This window comes from Sutcliffiella tianshenii (assembly GCF_016908565.1).
GTDB lineage: Bacteria > Bacillota > Bacilli > Bacillales > Bacillaceae_I > Sutcliffiella_A > Sutcliffiella_A tianshenii.
The window spans coordinates 23,559-46,423 of the sequence record NZ_JAFBED010000002.1 but is presented as its reverse complement, the minus strand read 5'-3'; the positions used below and the strand labels follow the sequence as shown (position 1 = coordinate 46,423).

Sequence of the window (22,865 nt, the reverse complement as noted above, 5' to 3'; positions counted from 1 at the left end):
AAAATGCCCGCATCCTTCACGATGTGGGCATTTTTATGTGATCATTTTTCACCAGAGAAATTTTGCAAAGTCAAAATCTCATCCATGTCTCACTTGTCGGGTTCTCGAGCCATTTCCCGAGCTTCAATCGGTCTGACTCCTCCAGATAGCCTTTTTCAATCGCTACATTCATCAGTGTCTGATAATCACAGATGGCTTCCGCTTGGATCTGATGGGTGGTCAGATTGTCCTTCGCCACTTCCAGTCCATATGTAAAGATGGCCACAACCCCCAGCACCTCACAGCCGGCCTCGCGCAACGCTTCCACTGCATTGATGGAGCTTCCGCCAGTGGATATGAGATCCTCCACAACTACCACCTTCTGGCCTTCGTGAACTCTTCCTTCAATCTGCTTTCCTTTGCCATGTCCCTTGGGCTTGCTTCTGACATAACACATCGGTAGATTCAACTTTTCGCTCACAAAGGCTGCATGAGGAATACCTGCTGTTGCGGTCCCTGCAACTACCTCGGCTTCAGGGTACTTTGTCTTTACAAGGTCTGCCAGGGATGCCGCAATATTATTTCTTACATCGGGATAGGATATGGTTAAACGGTTATCGCAATAAATGGGTGACTTGATACCGCTTGACCATGTAAAAGGGTCATTGGGCTGAAAAAAAACCGCTTTTATTCTTAGAAGATCCTCTGCTACTGTTGCATTCATATTGTCTCCACTCCTTGCCAATGTTGTAGTATCTTTAGATATGCCTGTTTCGGATCTTGAGCTCTGGTGATGCTTCTTCCCACTACTATTTCTGTCGCACCAAGCTTCCAAGCATCAGACGGTGTTACGATTCTGCTTTGATCTGCTTTGTCATCGTCTTTCATGCGGATACCAGGGGTCACTTTTTTGAAGGTATCTCCTAGCTTTTGCGTTAAAAATGGCGCTTCGAGTGATGAGCATACCACACCATCCAACCCACTCTCCTTGGCATTCGTCGCATAATGTAGCACAACATCATTAAGCGGCCGTTCTATCAGGAGTTCCTCTCTCATTCTTGTCTCTGATGTACTGGTAAGCTGCGTCACTGCGATCAGTGACGGCCTACCATTTGAATTGCAACCTTCTTCCAGGCCTTCAAGTGCTGCACGCATCATTTCTTTACCGCCTGCAGCATGCACATTTGTCATGGTCACACCTAGCTTCGCCATTCCACGCATCGCCTGATGGACGGTATGCGGTATATCATGGAGCTTGAGATCAAGGAATATGTCATGCCCCTGGTCCTGTAGAAACTTGATGATGTCTGGTCCCTCCTGATAGAATAACTCCATCCCCACCTTCACATATAGCTTTTCACCTTTGAAATTGGCAAGGAACGCAGATACCTTTTCCCTGTCAGGAAAATCAAGCGCGACTATAAGCGATTTTCGCATGCTGATTCCAGCTCCTTCCGGTACATTCCGATATATGATCAAAACCAAGCTCATGCAGTTTGTATGGCAGTTCTTCTATGATGCTTGGGCAAATGAACGGATCAACGAAGTTTGCTGTGCCTACCGCTACCGCACTGGCGCCTGCAAAAAAGTATTCCAGTACATCCTCGGCAGACTGTACACCACCCATTCCAATTATCGGGATCGTCACCTTTTGGCTCACTTCATGGATCATACGTATGCTGACAGGTTTGATGGCCGGTCCTGATAAACCTCCGGAACCGTTTGCCAAGATGGGACGCCCGGTCTTCATGTCGATGCGCATCCCAAGCAGCGTGTTGATCATCGTCAACCCGTCTGCACCGGCTTTCTCAATCGCCATTGCAATGTCCACTATATTGGAGACATTTGGTGAGAGCTTGACATAGACCGGGACCTCAGAAACCTCTTTGACGGCCTTCGTCACTTCAAATGCGACTGCAGGATCTGTACCAAATGCAATTCCACCCGTCTTGACATTCGGACAAGAGATGTTCAGCTCCAGGGCATGGACATTTGGAGCCTTCGAAATCTCTTTGGCTACCATTATATAGTCTTCAATCTTGGAACCTGCTACATTCGCTATAATCGGGACGTCATAGTTTGCCAGAAATGGCAGCTCCTCTGATAATACTTTTTCCAAACCCGGATTTTGCAGGCCGATGGCATTCAGCATACCCGCATTCGTCTCGGCCACCCTTGGAGTCGGATTTCCAAACCTTGGTTCAAGGGTCGTGGCCTTGATCATGATCGCTCCTAAAAGGTTCAAGTCATAAAGCTTTGCATATTCCCTTCCGAAACCGAAGCACCCTGATGCAGGCATGATCGGATTTTTCAGGTCCAGTCCTGGCATTTTGACAGTAAGACAGCTCATAATACAACCTCCCTCGCACGGAATACCGGTCCATCTGTACATACTTTTTTATAGGAATAACCATCAGGATCATCCTGGAGGTGGCAGACGCATGCAAAGCAGGCACCTATTCCGCAACCCATCCTTTCTTCCAGGGAAAGATACACATTCTCCGCGGGATAAAGGTTTTCCAAAGCTTTCAGCATGGGAGTCGGGCCACATGAAAACAGCGTGTGAAAGCTTGGCGTGATTTCATCCAGGACATTTGTGACAAATCCTTGTGTTCCGTATGATCCATCTACGGTAGCAATATACGTATCCCCGTAAAACGTAAATTCATCTTTATAAAAGATATCCTCTCTGGACTGAAACCCAAGGACATGTGTCGTTCTTACCCCATTACGGTGTAATCTCTTCGTCAGTTCAAGCAGTGGTGGCACCCCTATACCGCCACCTACTATCAGGGCGTGGTCCCCCCTGTGCAATTCATGCAATGGAAAGCCGTTGCCGAGTGGCCCCAGCACGTCCAACACATCTCCTGGCAGTTTATTCGCTAAAAGCATGGTTCCTTTTCCCTCAGCCCGATAGGTGATTTTACATTGTCGCTTCACGTTATCGATGCAGGAGATGCTGATCGGTCTTCTAAGCAGTGGATCAAGCCCTTCCCCTACACGGATATGGACGAATTGTCCGGGAGAACTCATCAGATCGACAAGTTCCCCTTCCAGTGTCATTTCGTAGATGTTACGTGCAATGTTTTTTTGAGAGATCACTTTCATCCATGCTTTTTTCATCAGCTGTACACCGCCTCATTTTCTTTGCTTTCCAATGTTTCTATTGATTCAATCGAGAAGGTCATAGATTCCAATACTCTGAGAATAGCCTTGGCAGTATCCAGGGAGGTTAAGCATGGAATGCCATTTTCCACTGATTCCCTGCGGATCCTGAAGCCGTCACGTGCAGGCTGTTTTCCTTTTGTCAGCGTGTTGATGACAAATTGAGCTTGCCCTTGTCGTATCACATCGATCAGATTCGGTGATTCGCCACCGATTTTGTTCACTACCGTGACAGGGATGTTCGCTTCCCCGAAGAATCCAGCTGTTCCAGCCGTTGCAAGGATCTTATAGCCGATTTGGTGGAACCTTTTTGCAAGCTGCAATGCTTCCTCTTTATCTTTATCAGCGATGGTGAAAAGTACCGATCCGTAAGTTTTTATGGATATGCCCGAAGCTACGAGCCCTTTGTAAAGTGCTTTTTCCAGTGTGTTGTCTTTCCCCATCACTTCCCCGGTTGACTTCATTTCAGGGCCGAGGGTGATATCCACATTTCTCAGCTTTGCAAAAGAGAAGACTGGGACTTTTACGAATACTCCCTTCGTCTCATGCTGCAATCCGGAGCCATACCCTTGTGATGCCAAGCTTTCTCCAAGTATGATCTTGGTTGCCACCTTAGCCATCGGTACATGCGTGATTTTGCTTAAGAATGGCACGGTACGGCTTGATCTTGGATTTACTTCGATGACGTATACTTCATTTTTATAGATGACGAATTGAATGTTCAGCAATCCGATGATGTTCAAGCCTTTTGCCAATCTTGTTGTATAGTCGATGATCTGTTCCTTGATTTTCGGCTCGAGTGTCTGCGGCGGATAGACGGCTATGGAGTCACCGGAGTGAACGCCAGCCCGCTCGATATGTTCCATGATGCCAGGGATGAATACATCCTTGCCATCTGAGATCGCATCAACCTCAATTTCTTTTCCTATCATATATTTATCAATCAGTACCGGATGTTCAGGATTGATCTTAACCGCGTTTTTCATATAATGAAGCAGCTCTTCGGACTTGTAGACAATCTCCATCGCACGTCCCCCAAGAACATAGGATGGACGGACAAGGACCGGATAGCCTATCGATTCTGCAATTTCAACCGCCTCAGGAATCGAGATGGCCGTTTTCCCTTTTGGCTGTGGAATGCCTAGGCTAGTCAAGGTCTGTTCAAACTTATCGCGGTTCTCCGCCCTGTCCAGATCCTCAAGTGTGGTACCAAGTATCTTCACACCCCTTGCTTCAAGTTCCGCTGCAAGGTTGATTGCCGTCTGACCGCCAAACTGTACGACTACCCCTTTCGGTTTTTCGAGATTTATGATATTCATCACATCTTCAATTGTGAGGGGTTCAAAATAAAGCTTGTCAGAGATACTGAAATCCGTCGATACTGTTTCAGGGTTGTTGTTGATGATGATCGCCTCATACCCTGCCTCTTTGATCGCCCATACGGAGTGGACCGTTGCATAGTCAAACTCGATCCCTTGACCGATACGGATCGGGCCGGAGCCAAGCACCACAATGCTCTCCTTTTCTGTTACAATCGATTCGTTTTCCTCTTCATACGTCCCATAATAGTATGGCGTCCCTGACTCAAACTCCGCGGCACATGTATCTACCATTTTATAGACAGGTGCGATACTTTCCTGCAGTCTAAGCTCATAGATGTCCCTCTCGCTAGTTGCCCAAAGCTTGGCGATGGTCTCATCACTGAAGCCCATTTCCTTTGCTTCTATCAGGGTGGATAGACATCCCTTGTTACTTGTGATGAATTCTTCCATTGCGAGAATCTTGTGCAATTTCTGGAGGAAGAATAGATCTATTTCACACCATTCATGGATGGTTTCGATTGTCACTCCGCGGCGCATTGCTTCTGCAATGTAGAATAATCTTTCATCCCCGGCTTTTCTGATGCGTTTTTCCACCAATTCGTCGGAAAAGCCCTCACTTGCTTCAAGCTCCAGGTAACTTATATTGGATTCAAGGGAACGGACCGCTTTTAAAATCGATTCTTCAAATGTGCGTCCGATGGCCATCACTTCGCCGGTTGCTTTCATTTGTGTTCCGAGTCGTCTGTTTGCAGATTCAAATTTATCAAATGGGAACCTTGGGATTTTCGTTACAATATAATCCAATGCCGGCTCGAAGCATGCATAGGTTTTTCCTGTCACCGGGTTCATCATTTCATCAAGCGTCAGACCAACTGCAATTTTTGCCGCCAATTTCGCGATTGGATAGCCGGTCGCCTTTGAAGCCAGGGCAGAAGAGCGGCTCACCCTTGGGTTGACTTCAATGATGTAGTAGTTGAAGCTTTTCGGGTCGAGTGCCAGCTGGACGTTGCAGCCCCCTTCAATTTCCAGGGCTCGGATTATTTTCAAAGAAACGTTGCGTAAAAGCTGGTATTCTCTGTCGCTGAGTGTCTGACTCGGTGCCACGACAATGGAATCCCCGGTGTGCACGCCGACCGGATCGATGTTTTCCATGTTGCAGACTACGATCGCGTTATCATTGCTATCGCGCATTACCTCGTATTCGATTTCCTTGAAACCTGCAATGCTTCTCTCCAACAGACACTGCGTTACCGGACTGTTTTTCAGACCGCTTGTCACAATCTCATCCAATTCCTCTTTGTCGTTGCAGATTCCCCCACCTGTCCCTCCTAAGGTATAGGCCGGCCTTACAATGACAGGATATCCTACCTTTTCGACGAATTGATATGCTTCTGTTAGGTTCGTGATAATGTCGCTATCCGGAACCGGTTCGCCGAGTTCATTCATCAGTGTGCGGAAAAGGTCGCGGTCCTCCGCTTTTTGTATGGCCGAGAGTTTTGTTCCAAGTATCTGGACATTACACTCCTCAAGCACACCCGCCTCTGCCAATTCAACTGCCAAGTTCAGTCCCGTTTGCCCGCCAAGTGTTGGAAGGATGGCATCGGGGCGTTCCTTTCGGATGATCCTGCTGACAAACTCCACTGTCAGGGGCTCCATATAAACTTTATCCGCCATTTCCTGATCCGTCATGATGGTGGCAGGATTCGAGTTTACTAGAATGACACGATAGCCTTCCTCTCTTAATGCGATACAAGCCTGTGTACCTGCATAGTCGAATTCTGCTGCTTGACCGATTACAATCGGGCCCGAGCCGATTACTAGGATGGATTGGATGTCTAAACGTTTTGGCATGCTAGTTCCCCCTTCTTCGCTTCCTTGATGAGTTCCATGAATTGATCGAATAGATAATTTGCATCTTCAGGTCCAGGACTTGCCTCCGGATGATACTGAACAGTGAATACTGGATAATCTTTATGTTTTACACCTTCTACTGTGCCATCATTCAATGCTATATGCGTCACTTCAAGTCGAGTATCTGTGATTGATTCTTCGGTCACTGTGTACCCGTGGTTCTGTGATGTGAGTGCAACTTTCCCCGTTTGAAGGTCTTTTACAGGATGGTTTGAACCTCTATGGCCGAATTTCATTTTTTCCGTATCTGCACCGCATGCAAGAGCAAACAACTGGTGACCGAGGCAAATGCCGAATACCGGTACCTTGCCGAACAGCCCTTGGATCATGGTGATTGCTTCTGGAACATCCTTTGGATCTCCAGGTCCGTTTGAGAGCATCACGCCATCCGGGCTCAGACTCATGATTTCTTCCGCCGTTATATTATAAGGAACCACTACAACATCGCAGCCCCTTTTGTTCAGTTCGCGGAGGATTCCGTGCTTCATGCCGAAGTCCACCAGTACGACTCTGTAGCCGCGTCCAGGACTTGGGTAGGCTGTTTTTGTAGAAACCTGCTCCACCTGATTTGTTGCCAGCGTCGTAGCCCTGAGCTTTTCGATCACCTCATCCCGATCCACATCAAGCCCGCATAGCGCGCCTTTCAATGTCCCATATTGACGGATGATCCGAGTCAGCTTTCTAGTATCGATCCCGGCGATTCCCGGAATATCCTTTGCTTTGAAAAATTCGTCCAATGTCCATTGATTACGGAAGTTGGACGGGTAATCACTCACTTCTTTCACAATGAACCCATGGATGGCAGGGTGGATCGATTCAAAATCATCACGGTTGATCCCATAATTGCCTACAAGGGGATAAGTCAACGTTACAAGCTGCCCGCAGTAGGATGGATCGGATAAGATCTCCTGATAACCTGTCATGCCCGTATTAAAAACCACTTCGCCAATAGAGTCCTTTTTGCTGCCGAATGCCTTTCCTACAAAGAAAGTGCCATCTTCCAAAATTAGTTGTCGATTCATACTTGAACACTACCTTTCTGCCAAACTAGTTTTCCATCTACTATTGTCTGTACCGGCCAGCCCTTACATTCCCAACCTGTAAAAGGTGTATTTTTTCCTTTTGAGAGAAAATTTCCAGGGTCGATTGCCGACTTGCTTTGTACGTCGATGATTGTCAGGTCAGCTGGCGCTCCTTCTTCCAGTCTGCCAAATGGAAGGTTGAATACCTCTGCCGGCTTTATTGTCAGCCAGTCGAGCAATTGCTTTAGTGTAAATTTTCCTGTTTCCACAAAATTGGTGAAGAGCAAAGGAAAAGCTGTTTCCAGACCGACTATACCGAATGGCGCTTTTTCCATTCCTTCCGCTTTTTCTTCTGCTGTATGAGGGGCATGATCGGTTGCAATGAAATCAATTGTCCCATCAAGCAGCCCTTCGATCAGTGCTTCCTGATCCTGTTTTCCTCTTAATGGAGGATTCATCTTGAAGTTGGAATCAAGACCTGGAATATCTTCCTCTGAAAGGAGAAGATGATGCGGGCTTACCTCTGCTGTTACTTTGATACCCGCTTTTTTTGCGTCCCGGACAACCCGGACCGATTCTTTTGTGCTGATGTGGCAAACATGATAGTGGCAGCCTGCCGCTTCGGCAAGGAGTATGTCCCTTGCGATATGCACGGATTCACATACGGAAGGAATACCGTTAAGGCCATGTTTCCTAGAGAACTTTCCTTCATGTACCGCACCCTTATTGATCAGAGTGTTTTCTTCACAGTGTGCCACGATCGCCATGTTTACCCCTGCTGCTTTTTTCATTGCTGCAAGCATTTTGGAAGCATCCTGTACACCAACCCCATCGTCTGTGAATGCAAAGGCACCTGCTTCCTTCAATGCTGTAAAGTCTGTGATTTTCTCACCAAGCTGTCTTGTGGTGATGCATGCGTAAGGTAGTACACGTACACTTGCCGTTTCCGCGATTCTTTTATTCAGCCATTCCAGCTGCTCTTTTGTATCCGGTGTCGGTCTTGTATTCGGCATCGCACAAATTGTTGTAAATCCTCCCTTAGCCGCTGACTTTGTCCCGGTTTCAATCGTTTCCTTCTTTTCCCCGCCCGGTTCTCTAAGGTGCACATGCACATCGATGAACCCTGCAGAAATCAGGTTACCATCAAGCTCTATCACTTGTTCTGATCCGTTCTCTTCAATATTGGAGGAGATGCTCGCAATCTTACCGTTTTGAATAAGGAGATCCACCTTTTCCAGTTCTCCTTTGGAATTAAGCCATTTCCCATTCTTTAGTAATGTTGTCATGTTTTTTTCCTCCTTCGATTGTAGTCAGGGCTCTCTTTAAAACTGCCATTCTCATATACAGACCATTTTCCATCTGCTTAAAGATCCTGGAACGCTCACATTCTACCAGCTCCGAGGCAATTTCCACTCCCCGATTGATAGGAGCGGGATGCATAATGATGCTTTTTGGCTTCATCCGCTTTTCACGTTCTGGTGTCAATCCATATTGTTGGTGATATTCTTCCACTACGTTGTCTTTGGCAAGGTGCCTCTCATGCTGAATCCTGAGCAGCATGATGACATCACTTGTTTCGATCGCTTCCTCCATCGTGATATACATTTCTTCTGCGAAGCTTGAATCCTTCCATTCCCTTGGTGCGACGAATTTCACTTCCGAGCCCAGTCTTTTCAGGACCTCCGCATTGGAACGGGCTACCCTGCTGTGCCGGATATCCCCGATGATGGTGATTCTCAATCCACGGAAGCTTCCGAATTCCTGGTAGATTGTCATCAGATCAAGGAGGGATTGAGTAGGGTGGTGCCCACAGCCATCGCCCCCGTTGATGATGGCGGCTTCTACTGTATGTAACTGTTCGTAATATTCTTCTTCCGGGTGCCTGATGACAAGTGCATTCACCCCAAGGGATTGCAGGGTTTTTGCGGTATCGTACAAGCTTTCCCCCTTGTTCACGCTTGATGTTCCTACTTCAAAGGGCAGTACATGCAATCCGAGCCTTCTTTGGGCCACTTCAAAGCTGCATTTAGTCCTTGTACTGGATTCATAGAACAGATTGGCCACAAATGTCTGTTTATCAGGTGTCCATTCTTTTCCCTGTTGAAACGAGATCGCTTCTTCTATAAGTTCAAAAATCTCTTCATTTTTTAAATCACCCATGGTCCGTAAATGTCTCATCTTTTAACCTCCCTTTGATAAAAAAACACCCTGTCCAAAGTTGGAAGGGTGTTTTTTGGCATGCGCAAGCCTCCAAGTCATGGATGCAGGTGTACATCCCCTTGTGCCTTTGCTTTTAGCCGTTCACCCTTCCTAAGCCTCTCTGGACTCCATTTAAAAGGTTAAGCTACTTTATTTTGCTTTTCATTTGCTTCTTTTCCTGCTTTTTGTTCAGGCAGGATCAGGTTCAATGCCACACCGATGATGGCCGCTAATGCCATGCCTGCAATCTGGAAGTCTTCGATTTTCACAAACGCTCCCCCGACACCGATGACCGTGATGACAGATGAAATGATCAGGTTTCTATTGATGCTGAAATCCACTTTATTATCGATCAGCATACGCAGACCGCTTGATGCGATGATCCCGAAGAGAAGAATGGAAACGCCTCCCATTACTGCGCTCGGCACCGTGCTGATCAATGCCGATATTTTACCGATGAATCCGAAGATGATGGCGATCACTGCCGCTCCTCCGATGACGAAGACACTGAAAACCCTCGTGATTGCAAGTACTCCAATGTTTTCACCGTAAGTCGTGTTTGGCGGTCCACCGATCAAGGAAGCAATCATGGTGGCAACACCGTCTCCAAGGATGGACCTGTGAAGGCCTGGTTTCTCTACAAATGGTCTGCCCACTACTTTGCTTAATACCATCTGATGTCCGATATGTTCAGATAGGGTCACAATCGCAACCGGTACCATGATGAACAGGATGGAAAGATTGAAGTTTGGTGTATAGCTTACAAAAGGAATCAGGAAGTCTGGTGCTTCAATCCAGCTCGCTGCTTTCACAACACTCAGATCAACCAGTCCTGCAAAGTAAGCTGTGATATACCCCCCGACGATCCCGATCAAAATCGGGATCAGACTGAAGATCCCTCTTAGAAAGATGGTGCAGCCAATTGTTATGGCCAGGGTTGTCAAAGCAACCATCAGATGCTTCACGCTATAGATCAATTCCGCTTGTGGTGCCCCAGGATTTTCGTACATGGCCATGTCGACCGCCACTCCTGCCAGACCCAATCCGATGACTATGATGATAGGTCCCACAACTACCGGTGGCAACAGCTTCAATATCCATTGATGTCCGAGCTTTTTAATAAGAAGTGCAACTACTCCATACGCAAGCCCAGCCATGAAACTCCCGATCATCGCTGCCCCCGGACCATGTAATTGTGATACTAGAATGATCGGGGCGATAAAGGCGAATGAGGACCCCAGATAAGCCGGGATTTGCCCTTTTGTGATCAATAGATAGGCAAGTGTTCCGAGTCCGCTTGACATCAAGGCCACTGCAGGGCTCAACCCTACAAGCATCGGTACTAAAATCGTCGCGCCGAACATTGCGAACAGATGTTGAAGGCTCAGGATCAGCCACTTCGGTTTACTTGGGATTTCATGTATATCTAGAACAGGTTTTTCTCTCATAGAATCGGACCTCCAATTTTTTTCATAAAAAAAACTCTTTGCGCAATCCTTAAGCACAAAGAGGTAGAGAGGTCCCTATAACGCCTGCGCACAAGCGGTCTAGAGCCAATTTACCCCTTTGCGGCCTCACGGGACTGCATTTAAAAGGGCTGGTTATTTATCATGTATACTTACTTGATCATTCAGGTCAATTTCGGATAATTCGACAACGATCTTTTCCGCGCTTGATGTGGGGATGTTCTTGCCGACGAAATCCGCTCTGATCGGCAGCTCCCTGTGTCCCCTGTCAACTAGGACAGCAAGCTGGATTTGGGATGGTCTTCCAAAATCCATCAGGGCATCCATGCCTGCACGGACTGTCCTCCCTGTGAATAGTACGTCATCCACCAGGATCACTTTCTTATTCGTGATGGAAACCGGAATGTCAGACCCCTTCACCAATGGCTCATTATCCTGTGTCTTGGTGGTTAGATCATCCCTGTATAAGGTTATATCCAGTTCACCCACCGGAATTTCCTTATCCTCTATTTCATTTATCCTCGAAGCGAGGCGTTTGGCAAGATGAATTCCCCTTGTTTTTATCCCAACCAGGACCGAATCTTCCACACCTTTGTTGCGTTCGATGATTTCGTGTGCAATGCGGGTCAAGGCTCTTCGAATGGCTTGTTCATCTAAAATTATCGCTTTTTCCGACATTCAAAGCCCTCCTCTTTTTTTCAATGTTTTTTGTAACGACTCGTACAAAAAACCCCTCACCGCATGATGAGAGGTTTTTGTACGCGAAAATAGAGGGATAGTATGGTACTCATCCGATTTTCGCATATCCGTTACCTTCTCAGCCTCACGGGACTGTCGTTTAAAGGTCTTATTTAACTGTTATGATTATCTCAAAATAACTTTAGGCTGTCAACGGTTTTTTAAAGATTTAAGAATATGCTCGAAATCTGCAGGTATCGGAGCCTGGAATTCGATGTATTCACCAGTGCGGGGATGATCGAATCCCAATACGCCTGCATGCAGTGCCTGTCCCTCGATATCCAGTGTCTTTTTCGGTCCATATTTCGGGTCCCCGGCAAGTGGGTAGCCGATATATTTCATGTGTACACGGATCTGATGCGTTCTTCCCGTTTCAAGCTGGCATTCCACATGCGTGAAATCCTTGAATCGCTCCAGGACTCTAAAATGAGTAACCGCATTTCTGCTATTCTCATCCGTTACTGTCATCGCCTGACGATCCTTTTTATCACGACCGATCGGTGCATCAATCGTACCTACATCATGGGAGATGACACCATGGACAATCGCTTCGTATTTTCGGGTCACAGATTTGGCCACAAGCTGATTCACTAATTTTTCATGGGCAAAATCATTCTTCGCCACCATTAAGAGTCCACTTGTATCCTTATCGATCCGATGCACGATTCCAGGGCGCAACACCCCGTTAATGCCGGATAGGTCCTTGCAATGTGCCATAAGCCCGTTTACAAGAGTTCCCGATGCATGGCCAACAGCCGGATGGACGACCATGCCCCTTGGCTTGTTTACGACAATCACATCGGAGTCCTCGAAATAAATATCAAGATCCATTTCTTCTGGCGCGACATCCAATGCCTCCGGTTCCGGAATGATTACCGTAATCGTGTCTCCCACGCTGCATTTATAATTAGGTTTTGTTTTTTCACCATTTACAAGGATATGTCCATCTTTGATCCATTGCTGAACCTGTGACCTTGACCATTCATCGTTCTGGGTGGAAACCGCCTTGTCTATCCTATCATTCTTCTGTGTTTCATCGATGTGTATCTGTACTGTTTCTTCCATTAATTTGATAGCTCCTTCTCTTTCTTACCTTCCAGTAAGGTTAACACTAAAATAATTCCAACACCAATCACCAATGCAGAATCCGCTACATTGAAGATCGGGAAATCGTAAGAGAAAATAAAGGTGTTGATAAAATCAATCACTTCCTGATGCAAAAGTCGGTCAATAAAGTTCCCGACTGCGCCACCAAGCATCAGACTTAACGCAAACTTCATCCATTTCTGATCATTCGGCAGCTTCTGCAGGTAGACGATCAATCCGATCACTACAAGCATCGTAATGATGTAGAAGAAATACATCTGGCCCTGCAGGATCCCCCAGGCAGCTCCCTGATTGCGGTGGGACGATAGATAAAGAAAGTTTTCGATTATTGGGATATTCTCCCCTAGTTCCATATATTGTACAACCAGATATTTTGTTACTTGATCCACTATTATGATAAAAAGTGCAATTAAATAATATATCACCAATGGTACCCCCAGCCCTATTATATGTACCTTTGAATTATAGCAAATAAGGAATGGTAAATAAAGCTGGTTATATAAACAAAACTCCGCCTGGCAGAGCCAAAGCGGAGTCTTGAGCAATCATATTAAGCACTATAGTTTTCTTTTACAACTGAAGCACAACGCTTGCATAGGGTCGGATGATCGGAATCCTGCCCTACATCAGGAGTGACAACCCAGCAACGGTCGCATGTTTCCCCTTCTGCTGGTGCAACGGCGATGGATACATTTTCAAAGCTTTGAGCATCTGCTGGAGCTTGATCTTTGGAACCTTTGATCTCAAGCCCGGAAACGATGAACAGCTGCTGTACATTTTCCTCGATGCTGTCAAGTAAAGCTTTTGTTTCAGCGTTAGGATATAGAGTGATTTTTGCTGCCAAGGACTTACCGATTACTTTTTCGTTACGGGCAATCTCCAGGGCCTTGAGCACATCATCACGCAATGTCATGAAGTTATCCCACTTCTTTTCGATTGCAGCAGCATCGTCCACTGCCAATACATCAGGCATGTCGACCAACTGTACGCTTTCCTCTTTCACGAAATCGATATGTGACCATACCTCATCTGCCGTGTGCGGAAGGATAGGTGTAACAAGCTTGGTCAGTGCAAGCAATGTTTCATAAAGAACCGTCTGGATGGAACGGCGGTCATGCTGATCTTTTCCTTCGATATAGAGGATATCCTTCGCAAAATCAAGATAGAACGAGCTCAGTTCAATCGTGCAGAAGTTGTGGACTGCATGATAGATTCCTGCGAATTCATAGTCCTCATAGGACTTTTTAACTTTTGTGATCAGGTTGTTCAGCTTGACGACCATGTAGCGGTCCACTTCACGGAGGTCTTTCATCTCCACTTTATCAACCGTCGGATCGAAGTCAGCCAGGTTTCCAAGCAAGAATCGGAATGTATTGCGGATTTTACGGTACACTTCTGCAACCTGTTTTAAAATGTTATCTGATACGCGAACATCCGCTTGATAGTCTACGGAAGCTACCCAAAGCCTGAGAATATCCGCTCCCAACTGGTTCATTACCTTGGAAGGCAATACAACGTTTCCAAGGGATTTACTCATTTTGCGTCCGTCGCCATCAAGTGCAAACCCGTGACTCAGGATTCCTTTGTAAGGAGCTTTACCTGTAACTGCAACACCAGTGGTCAAAGAAGAATTGAACCAGCCGCGGTATTGGTCAGAGCCTTCAAGATAAAGGTCGGCCGGACGCTGCAGATCATCTCTTTCTTCAAGAACGGATTGATGGGAAGATCCGGAGTCAAACCAGACATCCATGATATCCATTTCTTTCGAGAAGGTTCCATTTGGGCTGCCTTCATGTGTGAAGCCCTCCGGAAGCAGATCTTTCGCTTCTCTTTCAAACCAGATGTTGGAGCCGTGCTCCCTGAATAGTGCAGATACATGATCAATCGTTTCATCTGTGATGATTTCCTGGCCATTTTCCGCATAGAATACAGGGATCGGTACACCCCATGCACGCTGACGGGAAATACACCAGTCTCCACGGTCGCGAACCATGTTATAGAGGCGGGTTTCTCCCCAAGCAGGTACCCATTTCGTTTCTGCTACCGCTTGTAGAAGTTGATCTCTGATTTTATCGATGGATGCAAACCACTGCGCTGTCGCACGGAAGATGGTCGGCTTCTTCGTACGCCAGTCATGCGGATAGGAGTGAGTGATGAAGTTCAGCTTCAGCAACGCTCCTGCTTCCTGCAGCTTTTCAGTGATCGGCTTGTTGGCCTCATCATAGAACATGCCTTCAAATCCTGGTGCTTCCTCCGTCATATTCCCTCTGGAATCAACCGGGCACAACACGTCCAATCCATACTTCTTACCGATGACAAAGTCGTCTTCCCCGTGTCCTGGTGCTGTGTGGACACATCCTGTACCTGCATCAGTGGTTACATGATCGCCAAGCATCACAAGGGAATCGCGGTCATATAACGGGTGCTTTGCAACGATATGCTCAAGCTCGGCACCTTTCACTGTTTTGACAACACTCGCATCTTCCCATTCCATTGTCTTGGAAACGGACTCCACTAGCTCTGATGCGATGACATATCTGTTTCCTGCCACTTCCACCACGCTATATTGCAATTCAGGATGTACCGCAATACCAAGGTTGGCAGGGATCGTCCAAGGTGTAGTGGTCCAGATGATGAACTGTTCGTTATCCTCCAATACGCCTTTTCCATCCTGAACTTTAAAAGCAACATAGATGGACGGGGAACGCTTATCCTGATATTCGATTTCCGCTTCCGCGAGCGCCGATTCGCTTGAAGGAGACCAGTAGACCGGCTTTAGACCTTTGTAGATAAGACCATTTTTCGCCATATCACCAAATACTTTGATCTGCTGGGCTTCATATTCCGGCTTTAATGTGATATACGGGTTGAACCAGTCGCCACGCACACCAAGTCGCATAAACTGTTCGCGCTGGCGGTCAACCTGCTCATACGCATATTCTTCACAAAGCTTACGGAAATCCGCAACAGTCATTTCCTTGCGTTTGACTTTCTTGTTTTTAGTCAAGGCTGTTTCAATCGGCAGACCATGTGTATCCCAGCCTGGGACATACGGGGCATTGTATCCGCTCATCGACTTGTAGCGGACGATAAAGTCCTTCAATACCTTGTTCAGGGCATGGCCCATGTGGATATCGCCATTCGCATATGGCGGTCCATCATGAAGAACATACATCGGACGGTCTTTTGTGCGTTCCTGCACTTTTTGGTAGATGTTCATTTCATCCCATTGCTGCTGGATCTGTGGTTCGCGGTTCGGTAAATTCCCTCTCATCGGGAAATCGGTTTTTGGCATCAATAACGTATCTTTATACTCCATTGTCTTTCCTCCAACAAATCTTATTTATAAAAAAATAAAAAAGTCCCCTCATCCCTAAAAGGGACGAGAGAACTCCCGTGGTACCACCCTAAATTGACCCGGCAAAAAAACAGGTCCGCTTTAGTATCCTTAACGTGGATAAACCGATCGAACTTACAGGCAATCTGCGTTCAGTCCGATACTCCAGGGTGATGTTCGCTTCTTCTCTTTTCCCGGGCTTCCACCATCCCCGGGTCGCTTGTAAAAGTATGTGAAGAAACTACTATCCCTTTCAACGTTTTATAAGTATGATAAGTTCACATATAATAGCTTATGTTAAAACAATAATTTGTTTCGTTATTATACTGAATATAGCCTTATTTAGTCAAGGTTATACTCTATTTTCTTCTAATTCTTTCTCTTTTTCCTCATATTCCATCAGATGATCCCAATCATCGTTATCAATCAGTTCCAATTGTGCTTCTACAAGCATTTTGAAACGATTCCGGAAAATCTTGGATTGCTTCTTCAACTCATCAATCTCGACTTGAAGCTTTCTTGATTTTAATAGGGATTCATTAATGATGCGATCTGCGTTTTTTTCAGCTTCCTTGATGATCAGCTTTGCTTCCTTCTGTGCATTTCGTCTGACATCTTCTGCAGATTCCTGTGCGATAAGGATGGATTTATTCAAAGTTTCCTCAATTGTATTGAAGTGGGTCAAGCGGCTGTTAAGTTCTTTGACCTTCTCTTCGAAATCCTTCTTTTCACGGATGACCAATTCATAATCTTTGATTACTTGATCCAGAAACTCGTTTACTTCGTCTTCATCATAGCCTCTGAAAGCCTTGTTAAATTCTTTATTATGAATATCAAGCGGTGTTAAGGGCATAGATGCCACCTCCATTAAAATCTCTATTATTTATAAACATAATTCGACAGACTCGCTGAAATTCCTGCTGGTAGTTGAATTATTTTTGTTTTCCTACAATAACTCTCCATTTATCCTTTTTCGTCTTTCCATCAATGGTCAGCAGCTTGCTGCGGCCAAAGCCCCTTGCTGAAAGGATGTCCCCTTCCCTGCATTCGAAAGATGACTGCTCCACCACTTTCCAATTTACCTTGACTTTTTTTGCCCCAATCAGCAATTGAGCCTTTTGCCTGGAAAGGTTATAGATGGAAGCAAGCATCACATCCAGACGCAGCGAAGCGGCTGTGGTGGAGGCTTCTTCCCAGACGGCTTCAGGGCTCACAAGCTCTGATAGGGGGATATCCTGTAAGGACACTTTCACCCTGCCCACTTCCTGCAGCTGCAATTCCACATACGAACTGACCTCTTCACCGATGACCAGCTGCACTTTCTTATCATGGAAGTGGATGTCGCCAAACTTGCTCCGCTTCAATCCGATTCCCATCAAGGAACCAAGAATCTGTCGATGCTCGATCTGGACAAACTTTTCCGGATAAGAGATCTCGTATGCTTTTAGCTGGAAATCATCGAGGCTTGGAGAATAGTAAGAAGGATACAAAAACGCTCTTTTCCGTTCTGCACCTTCTGCTCCGCCAAAAAGCCTGACCTTGACATCCTCGTTCGACCCGATGATGCTTTGGACGATTTCCTGCTCACGGGGGTCAAGAAAATCTGTCAGCTTTGGAGCATACTGCTCATTGACCGTTTCCTTCCATTCAAGAACCTGATCTATAAATTCATGTTCTTCCTGACGGAAATGCATATAAATACTCAATCTGATCACCATCACATAGGTTACTATAAGCTCAATTTCACAAAAATATAAATAGGAACCCTGATGGATTCCCTAAATGATTTCTAAACTAATCCAAGCATAATGAACAGCTGTCGTAGCCCTGCGTTTGCGAAGCGCAATACCAGGATAGCCACGATCGGGGAAATGTCAATCATCCCCAGTGGCGGAATGAACCTGCGGAACATCTCCAAATAGGGTTCACAGATTCTTGCCAATATCCTCCCTATCGAAGACTCCCTCGCACCCGGGAACCAGGACATGAAAATATAGATGATCAGTGCGATCATATAAAAGCCTACCAGCTGTTGAATGATATTTAATACTAATCCCATAAACTTCTACCACCTTTTATCGCTAAAGTCTTCCTGCTCCTGATGCATGATCTCTGAAATGGAACCGGAAACATCCACATTGTCAGGCGTGCAAAGGAATATGTTTTGGCCAACCCTTTGAATGTCCCCGCCCAATGCGTACACTGTCCCACTTAAAAAATCAACGATCCGCTTTGCCTGATCATGATCAATCCGTTGCAGATTCACGATGATGGCGCGGCGTCCTTTCAGATGATCTGCAATATCCTGGGCTTCCGAATATGACCTAGGCTCAAAAAGGACCACTTTTGAAGAGGAAGATTTTTGCACACTTTGCAAGCTTACCACATTTTGTTTGGGCTGATGCGTTGCAGATCTGGTTTTCCTTGTCTCTTCCACCATTTCCTCTTCATATTCTTCTTGTTCTTTGTATTCATATTCATCCTCAAGGGCAAAAAAGCTTTTGAATTTTGATTTAATCGTCATTCCTTACACCTCCAAATTATTTTTCGCTCCCGACAAGAGCGCTGCCAATCCTGATGAAAGTAGCACCTTCTTCAATGGCAATCATATAATCATTGGACATTCCCATGCTCAGCTCCATGCACGGTGCATAGGGTAAATCCATGGATTTGATATTTCCCTGCAATTCCTTCAGGTCACGAAAGCATGTTCTTAAAAGTTCTTCATCCTCGGTGTAAGGTGCCATCGTCATCAAGCCCACTAGTTCGATATTTGTAAATGGGGATAGATCCTTCACAAATCCCGCCACTTCTCCCGGCTGGAGTCCATGCTTGGATTCTTCACCGGAAATATTCACTTGAATAAAACATTTCACAGGTCGTGTTGCTCTTTTATGTATTTCCTCAGCGAGGGAGATTCTGTCCAATGAATGGATGTAGTCGACCTTATCAATTATTTTCTTCACTTTTTTAGTTTGAAGGGAACCGATAAAATGCCAGACTGCCTGCTCGGTCAGATGATCCCATTTTTCCTGCAGCCCTTCATCCCGATTCTCTCCAAAATGGACGACCCCACAGGAAAGGGCCTCCTGTGCTCTTTGGACCGACACGTATTTCGTTACAGCCACTATCTTTATTTCATCAGGATTCCTATTGGCTATATGGCAAGCCTGTTGGATATTTCCCTTGATGGTTTTCAGATTCTGCTGTACAGACATGGTCTCATCCATTGTCCCGTACCCCTTTCATTCCGATGAAACTCATCATTCTGCCAGTTTTACCGTTATCTCTTCGATGTGAAAAGAAATGCTGATCATGGGTGCTTGTACAATAAGAGCTACAGCTTATATTCTCTCTTGGTAAACCCGAAAGCAAAAGCAGTTCAAGATTTATCTGTTTTAAATCTATGCTGTATTGCCCAACGGACACCTCCTGATAAACGGTAGTTAACGTTTCTTTAGGCAAAATGCCTTTTACCCTATCAAGTACAAAGTCATCAACTATATATGCATGTTGGGAGATGGAGGGCCCTATTGCCGCATATATCTCATTAGGAGAAACTCCCTCCTCTATCCACCTTTGTACCATTTTACCGCCTATATCCAGAACGGTACCCTTCCATCCTGCATGGGCCAATCCAATAAGGGAATGATTGGGGGAATAAAAATACAGCGGTACGCAGTCTGCAAAACATAGTGTCAGCAGAATATCTTCTTTATCCGTATAAATACCATCTGTCTTAGGTATCGCCGTATCATAGCTTGTGACACCTTTTCCAATGGAAGTCTCGGTAATCTTTTCAATTCGTGCGTCATGCACCTGATCGCATCCCACCCATTGCGACATGGGAAACTGAATGGAGCCCGCAAGGATTTCTTTATTCTCCCGCACTGCCGCATCCTGGTCGTGCACATGTAATCCCATATTGAATGAGGAGAATGGGCCTTTGCTTACCCCACCTGTTTTTGTCGTAAAGCCCACTACAAGTCTTGAGTTTGCATCCTCCCAACTTGGTATCGACATAAATTGTTCAGATTGTTGAACAAATGGCTCTCCCATGCTTGACACCTTCTTTGCTTGTTTACACATATTACTTCACATTGTACCACATTTTTCTTCAAAAAAAGAATGATTAAGTCACTTTCGACACGAATTTTCGCCTTTTCTTATTCCTCGTACTTCGTCTCTACAGAAGTCTGGTATCGGACCAGGATGACATCGGCTCCAATCTTCACGATGTTTCTCCATGGAATGACAAACTCTTCGTCCCTTCCGAAAAAACCTAGCATTTTCCCTCCGCCACTAATGATGATTGCCTCTATCTTCCCGTTGGATAGATTGATATCAATATCCCCAATATTCCCAAGCTTTTTCCCGTCGGATACGCTGACAACATCCTTCATCTGGAATTCAGAAATTTTCACCATATACATTCCTCCATTTAATTGCATCATAATTAAATATATGATTCCGACACCCCCATTCATGAAGGTATTTCGAATTTATCTTTGGAAAATCTTGAATCATTCACGCCCTGCACTCCAACCAACAGGGGTACTCTTAGTATAAAATTTGCCTTTCTAGAGTTTGAAAAACATTACTTTTTCTTATTTTTTCATTTCAGTGTGGAGCAATCAGTGGAGCAAATAATATTAAAAAAACTGAGTTGATTGTAGCGGAGGACACTTGACTCCTGCGGGAACGTAGAGGGCATGGGAGACCCCACAGGCAAAGCCGAGGAGGCTCCCATCCGTCCCCGCGGAAAGCAAGTGTCTGGAGCGGAAATCAACGGACTTCTTCTGAAGCGTTCATGTGAATTCAACAAAATAAAAACACCGGTCCTCTTCGGTGTGAAGAAGGACCGGTGCGTGTTATTTCGGCATTGTATCACTACATGCATTCAGCTTTGAATATTTTTATTCATCTGTTTGATCGCAGCCTTTTCAAGTCTTGACACTTGCGCTTGCGATATACCGATTTCATCAGCAACTTCCATTTGCGTTTTCCCTTGAAAAAACCGTTTTCTTAAAATGAGCTTTTCTCTGTCATTGAGGCGCCTCATTCCTTCTTTTAGAGCTATCTCTTCTATCCATTGGATATCTTTGTTCTTTTCATCACTGATCTGATCCAATACATAAATGGGATCTCCACCATCATTATAGATCGGCTCAAATAAAGAGACGGGATCCTGGATTGCATCTAAAGCGAACACTATTTCTTCATGGGGCACTTCAAGTACTTTGGAAATCTCTTCTGCGGTAGGTTCCCTCGATGTTTCACTCATCAGCCTTTCCCTTACCTGCAATGCCTTGTAGGCGATATCCCGCAAGGAACGAGAAACCCTAATCGGATTATTATCACGCAGATAGCGCCTTATCTCCCCGATTATCATTGGTACTGCATATGTAGAAAACTTTACATTCTGACCAAGGTCAAAGTTATCAATGGACTTCATTAAGCCAATGCAACCTACTTGAAATAAGTCATCTACAAATTCACCACGGTTATTAAACCGCTGAATAACACTTAGAACGAGCCTTAGATTCCCATTCACGAGCTTTTCTCTTGCAGAAAGTTCTCCGCCTTGCATTTCACGAAATAACTTCCGCATTTCTTCATTTTTCAAAACAGGAAGCTTGGAGGTATCTACTCCGCAGATTTCAACTTTATTACGTGTCATTCTTTCCCCTCCTAACAGGAGTTGCTGTTTCAGAGTTAAGTATCTCCTCCGGAGGGAAAAATATGCACAAGCTATAATCTATCTATTCTGATAATTAAACTCAGACCTTATCAAATATGGGAAAAAATATCATAAAATTTTTTAGACCATTTTGTTAAATTCTTTGCGAAGACGTTTTATGATCCTTTTTTCAAGTCGTGAAATATATGATTGTGAAATACCAAGCATATCTGCCACATCTTTTTGCGTTTTTTCTTCACCGCCAACCAGACCGAACCGGAGCTCCATGATCTGTTTTTCCCTGTCATTCAATTGCTCCAATGCTTTTAGCAGCAATTTCCGGTCCACATTCGCCTCAAGATCTTTTGTAATGATATCCTCATCAGTCCCAAGCACATCTGAAAGCAGAAGCTCATTTCCATCCCAATCGATATTAAGCGGTTCATCAAAGGAGACTTCAGATCGCACCTTATTGTTTCGTCTCAGATACATCAAAATCTCATTTTCGATACATCTGGATGCGTACGTAGCAAGCTTGATTTTCTTTTCGGGATTAAAAGTATTAACAGCTTTAATAAGTCCAATTGTTCCAATGCTTATCAGATCCTCGATGTTGATTCCGGTATTCTCGAATTTACGGGCTATATATACGACAAGCCTCAAGTTCCTTTCGATTAAGATGGATCGTGCCGCCTGATCCCCGACTGGAAGCTTGACAAGCAGGAGAGCTTCCTCTTCTTTGGATAATGGTGGCGGTAACGCCTCACTTCCACCTATGTAGTATATTTCATCCGTTTTGATTCCAAGTTTAATGAGTAGTTTATACCATAAATAGGTGATTTTAATTTTTAGCTTTCCCAAGTGAATTCCTCCTTCTATTTATGAAGAGAATGCGTATTTATATATAGAAAAAGTCTTAGATGAGTAGACTTATAGTGA

General features: G+C 45.2%; 22 protein-coding genes and 1 other annotated feature. All 22 genes read right to left on the bottom strand.

Annotation, left to right across the window (positions count from 1 at the left end):
• Window positions 1-70 precede the first annotated feature (70 nt).
• Complete coding sequence (pyrE, locus tag JOC95_RS03750) at window positions 71-703, bottom strand: orotate phosphoribosyltransferase (protein ID WP_204413549.1); 633 nt, start codon at window positions 701-703, stop codon at window positions 71-73.
• Entirely contained in the window at window positions 700-1,416 is a 717-nt protein-coding gene (gene pyrF, locus JOC95_RS03745; protein WP_204413547.1) for an orotidine-5'-phosphate decarboxylase, read from the bottom strand. Before pyrF ends, pyrE begins: the two co-directional genes overlap by 4 nt.
• Window positions 1,388-2,329, bottom strand: coding sequence for a dihydroorotate dehydrogenase (locus tag JOC95_RS03740; protein WP_204413546.1), 942 nt, complete (start codon window positions 2,327-2,329; stop codon window positions 1,388-1,390). The genes pyrF and JOC95_RS03740 overlap by 29 nt, the downstream gene beginning before the upstream one ends.
• Window positions 2,326-3,105 carry a dihydroorotate dehydrogenase electron transfer subunit gene (locus tag JOC95_RS03735; protein ID WP_204414664.1) on the bottom strand — a complete coding sequence of 260 codons (780 nt, stop codon included), beginning with the start codon at window positions 3,103-3,105 and terminating at the stop codon, window positions 2,326-2,328. The genes JOC95_RS03740 and JOC95_RS03735 overlap by 4 nt, the downstream gene beginning before the upstream one ends.
• Entirely contained in the window at window positions 3,102-6,317 is a 3,216-nt protein-coding gene (carB, locus tag JOC95_RS03730) for a carbamoyl-phosphate synthase large subunit (protein ID WP_204413543.1), read from the bottom strand. Before carB ends, JOC95_RS03735 begins: the two co-directional genes overlap by 4 nt.
• Window positions 6,302-7,399 carry a carbamoyl phosphate synthase small subunit gene (locus JOC95_RS03725; protein ID WP_204413534.1) on the bottom strand — a complete coding sequence of 366 codons (1,098 nt, stop codon included), beginning with the start codon at window positions 7,397-7,399 and terminating at the stop codon, window positions 6,302-6,304. Before JOC95_RS03725 ends, carB begins: the two co-directional genes overlap by 16 nt.
• A complete protein-coding gene (locus JOC95_RS03720) occupies window positions 7,396-8,685 on the bottom strand; it encodes a dihydroorotase (protein ID WP_204413527.1) in 1,290 nt (429 codons plus the stop codon). The genes JOC95_RS03725 and JOC95_RS03720 overlap by 4 nt, the downstream gene beginning before the upstream one ends.
• A complete protein-coding gene (locus JOC95_RS03715) occupies window positions 8,651-9,577 on the bottom strand; it encodes an aspartate carbamoyltransferase catalytic subunit (protein ID WP_204413525.1) in 927 nt (308 codons plus the stop codon). Before JOC95_RS03715 ends, JOC95_RS03720 begins: the two co-directional genes overlap by 35 nt.
• A gap of 161 nt (window positions 9,578-9,738) precedes the next feature.
• A complete protein-coding gene (locus JOC95_RS03710) occupies window positions 9,739-11,046 on the bottom strand; it encodes a solute carrier family 23 protein (RefSeq protein WP_204413523.1) in 1,308 nt (435 codons plus the stop codon).
• Window positions 11,047-11,199: 153 nt separating this feature from the next.
• Window positions 11,200-11,742 carry a bifunctional pyr operon transcriptional regulator/uracil phosphoribosyltransferase PyrR gene (gene pyrR, locus JOC95_RS03705; protein WP_204413521.1) on the bottom strand — a complete coding sequence of 181 codons (543 nt, stop codon included), beginning with the start codon at window positions 11,740-11,742 and terminating at the stop codon, window positions 11,200-11,202.
• A 210-nt stretch (window positions 11,743-11,952) separates the two neighbouring features.
• Entirely contained in the window at window positions 11,953-12,867 is a 915-nt protein-coding gene (locus JOC95_RS03700) for an RluA family pseudouridine synthase (RefSeq protein WP_204413519.1), read from the bottom strand.
• On the bottom strand, window positions 12,867-13,334 hold the full coding sequence (lspA, locus tag JOC95_RS03695) for a signal peptidase II (protein ID WP_204413517.1): 468 nt from the start codon (window positions 13,332-13,334) through the stop codon (window positions 12,867-12,869). The genes JOC95_RS03700 and lspA overlap by 1 nt, the downstream gene beginning before the upstream one ends.
• 125 nt (window positions 13,335-13,459) lie before the next feature.
• Window positions 13,460-16,228, bottom strand: coding sequence for an isoleucine--tRNA ligase (ileS, locus tag JOC95_RS03690; protein WP_204413515.1), 2,769 nt, complete (start codon window positions 16,226-16,228; stop codon window positions 13,460-13,462).
• 56 nt (window positions 16,229-16,284) lie between these two features.
• Window positions 16,285-16,512: a binding site (T-box leader), on the bottom strand.
• Window positions 16,513-16,598: 86 nt separating this feature from the next.
• A complete protein-coding gene (locus tag JOC95_RS03685) occupies window positions 16,599-17,099 on the bottom strand; it encodes a DivIVA domain-containing protein (protein ID WP_204413513.1) in 501 nt (166 codons plus the stop codon).
• Between the two features lie 79 nt (window positions 17,100-17,178).
• Window positions 17,179-17,952: a YlmH family RNA-binding protein gene (locus JOC95_RS03680; RefSeq protein WP_204413511.1), complete on the bottom strand. Its 774-nt coding sequence runs from the start codon at window positions 17,950-17,952 to the stop codon at window positions 17,179-17,181.
• Window positions 17,953-18,035: 83 nt separating this feature from the next.
• Window positions 18,036-18,305, bottom strand: a complete 270-nt coding sequence (locus tag JOC95_RS03675) for a YggT family protein (RefSeq protein WP_204413509.1) — start codon at window positions 18,303-18,305, stop codon at window positions 18,036-18,038.
• A gap of 6 nt (window positions 18,306-18,311) precedes the next feature.
• Window positions 18,312-18,770: a cell division protein SepF gene (locus JOC95_RS03670; RefSeq protein ID WP_204413507.1), complete on the bottom strand. Its 459-nt coding sequence runs from the start codon at window positions 18,768-18,770 to the stop codon at window positions 18,312-18,314.
• A 16-nt stretch (window positions 18,771-18,786) separates the two neighbouring features.
• On the bottom strand, window positions 18,787-19,464 hold the full coding sequence (locus JOC95_RS03665) for a YggS family pyridoxal phosphate-dependent enzyme (RefSeq protein WP_204414662.1): 678 nt from the start codon (window positions 19,462-19,464) through the stop codon (window positions 18,787-18,789).
• A gap of 4 nt (window positions 19,465-19,468) precedes the next feature.
• On the bottom strand, window positions 19,469-20,305 hold the full coding sequence (gene pgeF, locus JOC95_RS03660; protein ID WP_204413505.1) for a peptidoglycan editing factor PgeF: 837 nt from the start codon (window positions 20,303-20,305) through the stop codon (window positions 19,469-19,471).
• A 107-nt stretch (window positions 20,306-20,412) separates the two neighbouring features.
• The gene (locus JOC95_RS03655) at window positions 20,413-20,673 is read right to left on the bottom strand and encodes a YlmC/YmxH family sporulation protein (RefSeq protein ID WP_204413498.1); all 261 of its coding nucleotides are present in this window, start codon (window positions 20,671-20,673) and stop codon (window positions 20,413-20,415) included.
• 473 nt (window positions 20,674-21,146) lie between these two features.
• Complete coding sequence (gene sigG, locus JOC95_RS03650; RefSeq protein WP_204413496.1) at window positions 21,147-21,926, bottom strand: RNA polymerase sporulation sigma factor SigG; 780 nt, start codon at window positions 21,924-21,926, stop codon at window positions 21,147-21,149.
• A gap of 141 nt (window positions 21,927-22,067) precedes the next feature.
• Window positions 22,068-22,787 carry an RNA polymerase sporulation sigma factor SigE gene (sigE, locus tag JOC95_RS03645; protein WP_204413495.1) on the bottom strand — a complete coding sequence of 240 codons (720 nt, stop codon included), beginning with the start codon at window positions 22,785-22,787 and terminating at the stop codon, window positions 22,068-22,070.
• Between the last annotated feature and the right edge of the window lie 78 nt (window positions 22,788-22,865).